The organism is Blastocatellia bacterium, assembly GCA_016713405.1.
Lineage (GTDB): Bacteria > Acidobacteriota > Blastocatellia > Chloracidobacteriales > JADJPF01 > JADJPF01.
The window spans coordinates 35,780-48,215 of the sequence record JADJPF010000013.1 but is presented as its reverse complement, the minus strand read 5'-3'; the positions used below and the strand labels follow the sequence as shown (position 1 = coordinate 48,215).

Annotated in this window: 11 protein-coding genes; 5 read left to right on the top strand and 6 right to left on the bottom strand. The window is 32.6% G+C overall.

What is annotated here, in order from left to right:
- Positions 1 to 4 precede the first annotated feature (4 nt).
- From hflX to IPK14_16310, 5 genes are all read right to left on the bottom strand, one after another.
- The gene (hflX, locus tag IPK14_16330; protein MBK7994887.1) at positions 5 to 1,729 is read right to left on the bottom strand and encodes a GTPase HflX; all 1,725 of its coding nucleotides are present in this window, start codon (positions 1,727 to 1,729) and stop codon (positions 5 to 7) included.
- Between the two features lie 22 nt (positions 1,730 to 1,751).
- Positions 1,752 to 3,302, bottom strand: coding sequence for a hypothetical protein (locus IPK14_16325; GenBank protein ID MBK7994886.1), 1,551 nt, complete (start codon positions 3,300 to 3,302; stop codon positions 1,752 to 1,754).
- A gap of 61 nt (positions 3,303 to 3,363) precedes the next feature.
- Positions 3,364 to 3,888, bottom strand: coding sequence for a metal-binding protein (locus tag IPK14_16320; protein ID MBK7994885.1), 525 nt, complete (start codon positions 3,886 to 3,888; stop codon positions 3,364 to 3,366).
- A gap of 6 nt (positions 3,889 to 3,894) precedes the next feature.
- Positions 3,895 to 4,260 carry a HEAT repeat domain-containing protein gene (locus IPK14_16315; protein ID MBK7994884.1) on the bottom strand — a complete coding sequence of 122 codons (366 nt, stop codon included), beginning with the start codon at positions 4,258 to 4,260 and terminating at the stop codon, positions 3,895 to 3,897.
- 247 nt (positions 4,261 to 4,507) lie between these two features.
- A complete protein-coding gene (locus tag IPK14_16310; protein MBK7994883.1) occupies positions 4,508 to 6,136 on the bottom strand; it encodes a HEAT repeat domain-containing protein in 1,629 nt (542 codons plus the stop codon).
- A gap of 210 nt (positions 6,137 to 6,346) precedes the next feature.
- Here IPK14_16310 and IPK14_16305 point away from each other — a divergent pair, with 210 nt between their 5' ends.
- From IPK14_16305 to IPK14_16290, 4 genes are all read left to right on the top strand, one after another.
- Positions 6,347 to 7,219, top strand: coding sequence for a mechanosensitive ion channel family protein (locus tag IPK14_16305; protein ID MBK7994882.1), 873 nt, complete (start codon positions 6,347 to 6,349; stop codon positions 7,217 to 7,219).
- A 103-nt stretch (positions 7,220 to 7,322) separates the two neighbouring features.
- A complete protein-coding gene (gene purL / locus IPK14_16300) occupies positions 7,323 to 9,566 on the top strand; it encodes a phosphoribosylformylglycinamidine synthase subunit PurL (protein ID MBK7994881.1) in 2,244 nt (747 codons plus the stop codon).
- Between the two features lie 19 nt (positions 9,567 to 9,585).
- On the top strand, positions 9,586 to 10,173 hold the full coding sequence (locus tag IPK14_16295; GenBank protein MBK7994880.1) for a 1-acyl-sn-glycerol-3-phosphate acyltransferase: 588 nt from the start codon (positions 9,586 to 9,588) through the stop codon (positions 10,171 to 10,173).
- A gap of 5 nt (positions 10,174 to 10,178) precedes the next feature.
- Positions 10,179 to 10,427, top strand: a complete 249-nt coding sequence (locus IPK14_16290; GenBank protein ID MBK7994879.1) for a hypothetical protein — start codon at positions 10,179 to 10,181, stop codon at positions 10,425 to 10,427.
- Position 10,428: 1 nt separating this feature from the next.
- Here IPK14_16290 and IPK14_16285 read toward each other — a convergent pair whose 3' ends face one another.
- Entirely contained in the window at positions 10,429 to 11,076 is a 648-nt protein-coding gene (locus IPK14_16285) for a hypothetical protein (GenBank protein ID MBK7994878.1), read from the bottom strand.
- A gap of 369 nt (positions 11,077 to 11,445) precedes the next feature.
- Here IPK14_16285 and IPK14_16280 point away from each other — a divergent pair, with 369 nt between their 5' ends.
- Complete coding sequence (locus IPK14_16280; GenBank protein MBK7994877.1) at positions 11,446 to 12,000, top strand: hypothetical protein; 555 nt, start codon at positions 11,446 to 11,448, stop codon at positions 11,998 to 12,000.
- The last annotated feature ends 436 nt before the right edge of the window (positions 12,001 to 12,436 follow it).

Here is a 12,436-nt window from a genome sequence, read left to right as displayed (position 1 = left end):
CTTTTTAGTTAATCATATCGGAAAAAATTATCCCAACATCACTGCTAGAATCATTTAATAAACTATTTGATGATAAAGACAATTTTCCTAATTGTTGATCAATCTTTTCTAATAATGCTTCTAGGCTTTGCTTTTGAGAAGCAACTATTGCAATTGCATTATGTAATCTACATAAATTTTCTACTTCTTTGACTGCTACCAAATCACATTTATTAAACACTAAAATTCTAGGTAAATTATTTAACTCAAGTTCTAACAATATTTTTTCTACAGAAGCGATTTGATTTAAGTAACGTGGATTAGCAGCATCAACTAAATGTACTAATAAATCTGAGTCCTCCATTTCTTCTAAAGTCGCCTTAAAAGCTGCTAACAAGGTTTCTGGTAAATCCCGAATAAATCCAACTGTATCATTAATAACAACTTCTTGTAAACGTGGCAGTCTCAATAGCCGACTACGAGGGTCTAGAGTAGCAAACATTCTTTCTTCTGCTAGTACATCGCTATTAGTTAAAGTATTAAGTAAAGTTGATTTACCAGCATTAGTATAACCAACAATAGAAATTACTGGTAAACCCTTACGAGTACGTTTAGCGCGACGAGCTTGGCGAGCAGTTCGGATTTTATCTAATTGCTGCTCAAGCATTTTTATTCTTTCACGAACTCGGCGACGGTCAACTTCTAGCTTTGTTTCCCCCGGCCCACGTCCACCAATACCACCCATAAGACGAGACATTTCCGTTCCCTTACCTGTTAAACGAGGTAATAAGTATTTTAATTGTGCTAGCTCAACTTGAATTTTTCCTTCGCTAGTTGCAGCTTGTTGGGCAAAAATATCTAAAATTAATTGGCTACGATCAATTATTTTTAAGTCCGTTGCTTCATTTATTAATCGCACTTGTGCAGGAGACAAATCTTTATCAAAAACAATCATATTTGCACCTAAACGCATACTACGAATAACTACTTCCTCTAACTTACCTTTACCAATTAAATATTTAGGGTCTAATTCGTGACGACGTTGTAAAATGCTATCAAGTATAACAATACCACTAGAGCGAGCTAATTCTTTTAATTCATCCATTGAATCTTGAGCTTCGGCTAAACCATCAGTTGTAACACCAACTAAAATAGCTCCATCTTTGCCAGCCATTTTCTTTTGTGAAGCAGAACGACGAGCAAATTCTTCTTCTAAAGACTCAATTAAAACTAAAAAATCTTCTGTTAATTCATAAGGGGGCCGAGGATCTAAAAACGCCCAGTTACTATTTTGTGAATTTGCTAGCAAATCATCACTTTCATCTATAGGCATTAAATGTGCTGCTTTGACTAGACCAGGTAGACCAGTTTTAGAATCTACTTCAATAGCTGCCATTAAATCTAGTCGTAACAAAGCTAAGTCGGTTAAGTCATCCTGGGTTAATGGTTCATTATATAAATGAGTATGTAGACAACGAAGGCCGCGAAAACGTTCTTCACCAGCACGTACACGCTTAAAGTCAGGTAGTTCTATTTTCTTGGCATCTCCAACAATTACATACTCTATTTGTCCTCTACGATTAACTAAGACCCCTATTTGACGACCAATTTCATGAGATAGCTCTGTCATTAGCCTAGCAAAATCTTGTGTTACAATTTCTTTAGGAGGAATACGCCGTTGATAAATTTTTTCTAAACGGCGCATTTGATTTGGCTTTAATCCTTTTATATTTCCGTAAACGTTACTAATAATTATTCTCCTATTTTTATAATTAAACCTTAGTAGTAGCTTTTTCTATTATAGGTTTAATTCGGTTACAACTATCTAAAAGCTTTTGCCTAGTAGCAGAAAGGTTACAAGCAGCATCAATTTGTTGACGCTCTCTAGCAGAGACGCTTTCCTTTTCTAGCTCTTCAGCAATTTTTTGTGCTTGTAGTACATAAAAGTTTAATTTCATTAAGTAAGAATTAGCAAGTTGTGTTGTATCTGTATGAAGCCGATACAATGCTAAGTTTTCTTGAATTTCTGCAATTAAAGCAACACTGCGCTTTAATACATCATAAGTTAACCTAGTAAAATAACTATCACTAGAAGAAGGCTTAAAAGCGTCAAATTCCCAAGAAGAAAGCACTAAAGTAGAATGTTCTAGGTTTAATATTTTTACGGCTGATGGTCTTGGGGCAGTTTGAATAGAGCGAATTAGCTCATTAAGCGTGCTTAAACGTTCTTGAAGACCTGTATCATCAACTTGCCCTAAATCATCTAAAGTGCGCTCATTAAGTGCTGTGGCAATACTACTTACATCAGGTTTACTAACTGCATATGGATCTAGCCCATGCAATATAGCTGTACGTTGCAACATATCTCGAATTTGTGATAGTCGCTCCATATAAGGTTGGGTTTTATTGTAGTCATTTGCTAGAAGTTCTAAAGATCGCTGGGAAAATTCTATAGCAGAAAATAACCCTTCTTGTGACATAGGGTTATTTGGATCCTGCATTACTTCTGCTGCTGAATTAAGCAAAGCTAAAGAAAATTGCTTTAACTGTTCGCTTTCTTCCTGATAGAAATAATTAAAACGATTACGCATTTCTACATTAAGCTGTACACATTTAGATAAAACCTGCCCACTATAAAAACTTTCGCCTAAGTCGCTCTTAAATTTTCTTATTTCTCCAATTATTCCACTAGAAATAAGCTGATCATAAGAGGAGGTTGCCCTAATTTGCTCATTATAATAAATTAGCTGTGCTGTTGCACCAAGTGAGCCTACAGGGGTATTACTACGCCATTTACGAGGCAATAGTTTTTTTATTGATTCTTCTAGCTTTTCTTCGCTTTCAACATTTATATGAGCAATGCCATCATCATCAACCCAAGAAAATGCTCTAGCTAGCAAATAATCAGCCTTAGCAAAATCATCTGCTGAAGGGTTAAGTTTATTAAGAAAATATTTAGCTAGAAAACTAAGTTGTGTTTGTTCAAACTCTGGATGTTGTTCAATATAAACTCTTAAATCATAAGGAGAAACATGTTTATCTAATTGATCAAACCACTCATTAGTAGCAACTATTTCATGTGCTACAGACTCCAGACGTGTTACAAGTGCTGGAGAAGAATTTTTTTGGATTACTTCATATAAAACTTTTAGTGTTCCATATAAGCGATTTAGATCAAAAGGTGGCTGCATTAAATCTTCATCGCCTAAATTATAAGATAGAGTTTCATAATGATCTTTAATTGACCAAATTAACTTAAAATCTGCTAATACTCGTTTATAAATTTGTAATAATTTTGGATTTGCGGAGTCTTCAGAACTCACTAGCGTGACCTCCAGAACTCAATTGAAGGTACGCTTTTAACTGCCATTATAACACATCCAGCTAAAGTGATTTAACAATTTGTTTAAAAGCCGTAGTAAGTAGATCCGCTATTGTATGGCTAGCTGCACCTAACCAAACACCTATTAGCATTCCCATTAAGTAATATTTAGGTATCACTTTTGCTAAAATTAATATTTGATTAGTATTTTGAATTATTAACCCTTCTAAGTCAGGTGTTTTACTATAAAAAATCAACCAAGCATAGCTAATTATTATAGTGACTAGAGTTATAACTAGAAAAAAGTATCCTATTCTTACTAAAGTTCCTAAAAAAATACCATGTGTAAAAGGTGATCTATGGCTAAAAATTTTTTGGTACGGTAGCCATAAAAATCTAAGCGGCCCCCAACGCTGATATTGTTTGCTATTAATATCTAAGTCAGGGCCAAACATTAGCCCGCCAAATAACATAAATATTGTTACTAAAACACTTAAATTTAAGTCTTGTGTATAAAAATAAGTAGCTAGAAAAGTTGGCAAAACTAATAAAAAGCTAATTTTGTCATGAGTTTTTCCTTTAGGCATATATTTTTAATTTGGTTGCCAAGCTAAAGACTTAAGTGCAGCAATAGCGACTTTTCGGACGTTTTTATCTTGACCTTGCTCTACAAACTTAATTAAATCAGCTTTTAAGTTGTTATCCGTTATTTTTGTTAGTCCTTTAATCGCTGCTAGGCGAGTATAAGGATGGTCACTTTCTAAACAACTTCTTAAAATAGATATAAATTCAGGATCTTTAAGTTCAGCAATTATATTAATAGCATATACCTTAAAATCAATATCTTTCTTTTCTAAGAATTTGATAAATTTAGCTTTATAGCTTTTCTCATTGCTTTGAGCAATTTCTTTATCAAGTCCCTTACATTTCTTTAACAGCAAACAGATTACAAAAGACAAAATATTTGGCTCATATGAGTATTTGTTAGCTGCTTGTGAAATTTCAAGAAAAAAATCATCAATTAAATTAAGTATAATACCTATTCTATTTTTATAACTAGTTATTAGTTTAACAATTTCATCTCTTTCATTATAAGAATACTTAACTTTAGCAGATAGAATAAATATAATATTAGGATCATTAAAATCTATTGGTATATCAAGTCTTGATAATGCAGTAGATGCCGCTTTTCTAACAGCAAGTTTTTTATGTCCAGTTAAAGGTACTAAAATCTTTTTTTATCTCAATCTTACTAATATTGTTAAGCTGAGGAACATAATTTAGTGCAACTTCTTTTATCTCATCATTAGGATGATTTAAGGCATCCAGGATAGCTAAAGAGGCTTCTTTTGAAGGATTTTCTGAAATTAATCTAAAAACATAATGAATATTTGGGTTTTTAGCTTGTTCGATGACAGCAGAAAGAGCATCTTTATCTGGAAATTTTGCTAAAGCTTCTAAAACTTTATAGAGTTTTAATTGTTTATATTTATTGAGTAATTTAACTAGGTATGGAATAGTTTTAGGGTCTTGAATTTGCCCTAAAGCATAAGCAGCACTGTCTCTTATCTGCTCAGAGCCTTCTAAATATTTAATTAATTTAGGGACAAATTCAGTAATTTTTAGATCTCCTAATAGCTCAATTATAGAGCAACGTAAATCTATAGAATATTTAGAAGTGTCTTTTAACATTGAAGTTAATAAATCTATAGTTTGAGCATTATTAATAAATTTTTCTAATTTTCCTAATATACTTATTATTCCTCTTTGTATATTTTCATCGCTTCTAGAAATCAGATTAATGATTTTATTAGTAAATTCTGCCTTAATAGATTCATCTTCAATGTTTTCAACTATTTGATTAAAGGCATAATTCCATTCATTGTTTTCTAATATATTTATAAGAGAATTTATAAATTTGTCTTTTTCAAATTCTGAAATGCTGATACTAGAAAAACTTGCTAATGCTTCTGCTGCTTGGCTATGAACATACCTTGATGGATGATTAAGATTAGTGATTAAAGCTGGTGCTAACTCGTCTATTTTAAGTTCTTTCGCAATTGATGCCCCATAAAACTGAGCATTTTCTTTAGTGCTATAAAGTAAATTTCTTAGCCTTGGAATAAGTGTTTGTTCTGGAAAACGCTTAATTAAATTAACTATAGGATTATAATAGCTAAAGCTGTCAAAACTCTTTTCTAGTTCAACAAAAAGCCTATTTATCAAATTTGGGTCTTGTTGGACTATATTAGTCACTAAATCTTTATATTTATAATTATTTAACAACATTACTAATTTATTAAATAACTTCTCATCAGAATTATTAAGAGTATAAATAAAAAAAGGTACTACATTAGAAATTTTGCATTTAACTAAAATTTTAAGAATGCTGTTTTGAACCAGTGTCTTAGTATTTGGCAATAAATTAGTTAATGCTAGAAAAACCTGTGAATCATTCTTAAATTTTGCTAAAGCTTTAACTGCTTGATTACAAATAAATACTTTGTTATCAGATAATAAAGAAATTAGATCTGGAATAATTGAATTATCTTTAAATATTGATAAAAATTTTATGGCTGTTTTTCTTAATTTATTTTCTAAAGTTTCATCTTTAGCCAAAGCTATTAACTTAGGTAAAACAATTGAATCTTTAATTTTGGCTAGTGCTTCTACCGTAGCTATAAAAATTTCTGGATTTGCAGGATCAAGTAATGGCAGCAGGTCTTGAACTGCTGGTTTTGCTAGTTCGCCAAGTTCACCAATTCTAGCTATTAAATCTAGCTTTACTTCCAGTTCTGTAGCAGATTTTAGCTCACTTAACCATTGACTTAACATTTATATTCCTACCTTTAATACGCTATTGAAAAATATTATAGTGACTATAAGAAAAAACAAATAGTTGATATAGTGCTAAGTTTCTTATCTAAAGGAATTGGTTCAAAATTAAAAAATTCTAATGGTCAAAAGGCTTTAGATATTGCAAAATTACAAAATCATAAAGAAATCGTTGAGTTGTTAGAGTAAGTATTTTATAAGCTAAAAACTATGTTTTTAATTTTAGTACAACAAACGCTAGAAGATATTTCTAAGCAAATTACTGAAGCTTCTACCCAGGTTTGGAAACGTCTAATTGGCTTTATCCCAGAAATAGGATCTGCGTTTCTTATACTGGTTCTTACCCTTTTGCTAGCACGCTTTGTTCGTAGAACAATTAGCCGTGCAATGGCAACCACTAAAGCAGATCAAAATATTCAATCCCTCGTTGTGCGTATTGGCGGCATAGCAGTTTGGCTAGTCGGTCTAGCAGTAACTCTTAGTGTGTTAAATGTTGATGCAGCAGCACTTTTTGCCGCACTTGGTTTGACTGGTGCTGCACTTGGTTTTGCAATAAGAGACATAATTGCTAATTTTATTGCTGGCGTAGTTCTACTTTCTACAAGACCTTTTAAGATAGGCGATTTAGTAACAATAGAAACTTTTGAAGGCATTGTAGAAGATTTAGCTATACGTGCCACTATTCTAAAAACAGTTGATGGTAAAGAAGTTGCTATTCCAAATGCAAAAGTTTTTAGTGCTGTGGTTGTAAAACATTCCTTGCAAAGCTCTCGAAGAGTTATAATAAACTTACCAATTGATGATAGTTGCTCTTTTGAACAAGTAAAAGATATTGTCCTTAATACTCTCAAAAATTTTGAGGAAATAACTGAAGATCCTGCTATTTCCATTAGTATTACCTCTTTTTCAGCTAATGTTATTAATTTAGAAGTTTGGTTTTGGGTAAAACCTGAATTTGGCTTAGGTATAATTTCTACACAAACTAAATTAGCTATTAAAGCTGCATTAGATAAAGAAGGTATTCAACTTGTCCCAGCTAATACCATGACACTTTTTACAAAAAACGAACAAATAATTAAATAAATATACCAGTAAAAATTTATGATTTTGCCAGCTTGGGTTGTCTTTTAAGGTAAGTGCCGTCATAATAATCTGTTTTTTTACTCCCTAATTTTTCTAATATATTATGACTGAACAAATTACCCCTGCCATTATCGCTGATCACGGCCTCAGTAATGAGGAATATCAAAAAATTGAGACTCTTTTATCTCGTAAGCCTAATTTAACTGAATTAGGTATTTTTTCTGTAATGTGGTCTGAACATTGCTCTTACAAGTCTTCTAGAATCCACTTAAAAAGACTACCAACAAAAGGCAAGTCTGTTGTTCAAGGGCCTGGAGAAAATGCAGGTATTATTGATATAGGCGGTGATTGGTGCGTTGCTTTTAAGATTGAATCTCATAATCACCCAAGCTTTATAGAACCATTTCAAGGCGCGGCAACTGGAGTTGGTGGTATTCTACGAGATATTTTTACTATGGGAGCTAGACCACTAGCTATATTAAATAGCCTACGTTTTGGCTCGCTTGAAGAAGCACAAAACCGCTATTTAATGAGCAGAGTTGTTGCTGGAATTGCTAATTATGGAAATAGCTTTGGCTGTCCTACGGTTGGCGGAGAAGTTTATTTTGATAATTGCTATAGTAAAAATCCTTTAGTTAATGTTTTTGCTTTAGGAGTAATGAAACGAGATCAAATCTTTTTAGGTAAAGCTAGCGGACTAGGTAATTCAGTAATTTATGTTGGGGCAAAAACTGGCCGTGATGGTATTCACGGAGCAACAATGGCATCAGCCGAATTTGACGAAACTACAGAAGAAAAACGCCCAACAGTACAAGTTGGTGATCCTTTCCTAGAAAAATTGCTACTAGAAGCTTGTTTAGAAGCTATGCGATCTGGTGCTGTTATTGGTATTCAAGATATGGGGGCCGCTGGCCTAACTTGTTCAAGCTGTGAAATGGGCGCACGAGGCGAAACTGGAATTGACTTAGAGCTAAACTTAGTCCCTATTCGTGAAGAGCGAATGACAGCTTATGAAATTATGCTCTCTGAGTCCCAAGAACGAATGCTTTTAGTTGCTCAACCTGGTCGAGAACGCGAATTAATCGATATTTTCACCCGTTGGGGACTTGATGCAGTAGTAATTGGTAAAGTAACAAACACTAAACACTTAAGAGTTTTTTATAATGGTGAACTAGTTGCAGATATTCCAAACAAAGCTTTAACCGACGAAGCACCTATTTATCAACGTCCAATAAAAGCCGTTGAAATTACCTACCCTTCTGCTACAGAACTTAAAGAAAAGTATTCTTTAAGTTTATCAGACGTGGAAAACGTATTTCTTAAACTTTTGTTTTCTCCTAATTTATCTTCTCGCCGTTGGATTTACCGGAAATATGACTATATGGTAAGAACAAATACTATAGTTTTACCTGGGTCAGATGCGGCAGTGATTCGTATTAAAGAGACACGAAAAGCAATTGCAATGTCTTTAGATGGGAATGGGCGATATTGTCAATTAAATCCAAAAGAAGGAGCAAAGCTAGCAATTGCAGAAAGTTGCAGGAATTTAGTTGTAACTGGAGCGCGACCTTTAGCAGCAACAAATTGTTTAAATTTTGCCTCACCAGAACGTGCAGAAGTTATGTGGGCATTTAGTGAAGTAATAGATGGTATTACTGAAGCTTGCCAAGCTTTTTCAACTCCAATTACAGGAGGAAATGTTAGTTTTTATAATGAAACTGAAGGCCAAGGTATTTACCCTACACCAGTTTTAGGAATGGTTGGACTTATAGACGACCTTAAAAACTTAATTACTAGCAACTTTAAGGCAACAGATGAAATTATTTTACTTTTAGGAGAAACAAAAGAAGATTTAGGAGCAAGCGAATATTTATCAACTATTTACGGTCAAATCATCGGCCAAGTACCAAAACTAGACTTAAGTTATGAACAGCAAGTTCAAAAGCTTTGTCTACAAGCAATTAATAGAGGCTTAGTTTCTTCTGCTCATGATGTTTCTGATGGTGGCTTATTAGTTGCTTTAGCTGAGTGTTGCCTAATGACACAAGGAAATAGCCCAATAATTGGAGCATCAATAGATTTAGATTTAACAGCATTTCAAGATATTTCTTTAGCTGCTACATTATTTGGTGAATCTCCATCCAGGATAATTGTTTCTGTAAAATTTGATAATTTGTTAGCAATAGAAGAGTTAGCTAAAGAATATGGTATTTTACTTACTCCGCTTGGGAGAACTTGTAAAGATAGTTTTACCGTTAGGATTGAGCAAAAGGAAATACTCAATTTGCAAGTAGATAAATTACAACTAGACTGGCAAGAAAGCCTAGGAAAACTACTAGCAAAATAGTCTTAATGTAGGAGCTATTATGTCTGATCAAAAAAACAAAGATTTAGCTAACAAAGAGCAAGAAGATCTTGAAAATAAAGAATCTAAACCATTAGTTAAAAGTGAATCTAAGCCATTAATTGGCGCATCAATGACAACCAAAGTAGGTTTAGGCTTTGGTGTAGCTTTAGGAATAACTGCTCTTAGTTCATATGTAATATTTCGGCTAATGAATCGAGTTAAAATTGAAGGGCTAGAAAACATTCCAAGCGAACATGAAAATGTCTTATATTGTCTAAATCACAACTCAATGCTAGATAATTTTGCTTTTGAAACAGCCGTTTACCTGCCTAAAGTATTTTTTCAGCCAGAATATTTACCTGTTAATCTAGCAGATCGTAAAAATTTCTTTGGCGACCCTGCTTCCCGTAAATTAAAAGATAAAGTGATGAGTATTTTAGGAAAACATTTTTTTACTCATCTACGCGCCTACCCTGTAGATAGAAAAACCCACGATATGGGTCAAGTAGAAAAATGGGTCGAACTCTTAAAACATAATATTGTGGTAGTTTTTCCAGAAGGAACTCGATCCCGTGGCGGTGAAATGGGAGAAGGAAAACTGGTGTAGGCAAAATGATTTACCTGGCACGCCCTAAAGTAATACCTGTAAGAATGATTGGAATGGATGAAGTTTTAGGTGTAGGCCGTATTATTCCTCGTGCTTTTCGTACAGTAAATATTATTATTGGTAAACCTTTAGATTTGACTGAGTGGGTAAATTACCCTATGCCTACAGATCCAGGTGAGCAATATGGTCTTTTTAAGGGTATTGCAGATGAAGTAATTAGTGAAATAAAAGCTCTAAAACCAAAAGAGAAATAACTTAAAATCCAAACAATTTTCCTAGTTTTAAGCTAGGGCGTGTTATAGAACAATCAGCTTTTTTTAACAATCGTTGACACGCACTAGCATTTTCTTCACTAGCATTAATAGAATTTCTGGCTTCTTTTGTAATTGGTGGAGTTAGCCCATTAAGTTGATAATAAACAAGTAGTTGCCCGTAAAGTTCACCTGTATGGATAACAGATTTTGCCCAGTATTCTTGTTTAATTTCTGTATCATTAGTTTTAGCAATTAATTCTGAGCCTTCTGTTATAGATTCTTTTAGTACTTCAACAATTTCTGTTTTTGTTGAGTAATCTTTGATAGACAAAGCAAAATCTTGATCTACACCATTTACAACATTAACAAATGATTTGTTATGGTTAGCAACATGCAACATTTGTTCTGCAAAGCTACGAGTCTTGCAATCAGGGCGAAAAGAATAACGATCTGCTGGAAAATCTTCAGCCATTGCTAAGAGTTTTTCATTAACACCTTGCCACTGACTTAAAAAATCCTTTGTTAGGTGATAGGATTGTGTTTGAGAATCAATAAAAAAGAAGTTTTTAACACCTTCAAGGCTCATTAATCCTAAGATTAAGAATGCCAATAATGACCATTTAATTGCTAAACGACGGCCTTTTCTCATAACCTTACCCCTTTCCTTTTAGATAAACCCATAGAGAGACTAAACAAATTCTGTGCCATAAAATAGAAGTGTGTTAAGTGTTTATCTTAGTAGGTTTAGGAAACTTAAGGCAAAATTTAGCTAATTTTAGGTGCCCGCTTCTGGGACAAAGTTGTTCATACTCGGATAAAATAAAAATTTTTAATTATAAAATCTATATATTTACTAATAAATACACGTCCGTTATAATGCTTATTATTAATTGCATCTATTTTATGCTTAAAATAAATTAGATATAAAGAATTGTCTTATGTTAATAAATTCTTTATAATTGCATTTTCCTCACAATTCTTAAAAATCATTATTTTATTCATTTTATTTGAGGGCATTATGTTACGCATTTTTAGTGCTATTTTAATTATTGTGTTTTTTGCGCTTCCTTTAACTGCTAATCAAAATTTAACATTTAACTGTCCTTTAGAAATCAAAGATGTGAAGATTACTTTGTCTAATTTAACAAAAGTTCAATCATCTATGGGCAGTATGGGTAACATGAGCGGCGGTATGGATAGTATGGGAAGTATGAGTAATAGTTCTGGGGGAACAGGCCCTTTTTCAGCCAATGATGAACAAAGATTAGTATTTGTGATGAAGTCAAAAAACATCGCAACTCAAAATGTTTCTAATATATATTGGGAATCTTGTTATACCAATAAAAACAAAGAAACTATAGTTAAACAATTTAAGTCAAGTAAAAAAATTAAAGCTAATGGTGAAGAAACTATCAAAGAAGCGGTTTCATTAGACTCTAAATCCTCTCCAGCAACGGCTAAAATTGGTATTCATATACTAAAAATAGAGTATGATGATAAAAGTAGTTGGGAAAGCAAACCTGTAAGTGGAGAGATTCCTTACGTCTACATAGATGTAAAATTTGATAAATAAATACTAGCAATATTGCTTAGTCTTAAATTATCTTGGAAATATTAAAAATATTTCTAAGATTTCCTTTATTTTTAAGGTATCTATATCTTATTATCCTTATATAAGTAATGTTATAACCAACTCTACATCACTAATTTAATATATTTTTTAATCGTTATTTCTTCTTTATAACTTTTCCTTTTACAATCTTACTTTTTAAATAAGTCTCTAGGTTTTGACTAGAAATAATAAAAAATAATTTCCAAACTTAAATAGGATTTAATATTAAATTCCATTTCCAATAATTCAAATAGTTAATAACACTGTTGTTACTAATTAATGCACTGTAACTTAAATCATACGTAGCGTTGAAACCCTACACTACATATCTATCACCCAGTTGGGGCTTAAGATTAAAATATTAGAACATTTAGTTTACACTGTAATTAATTAAAGC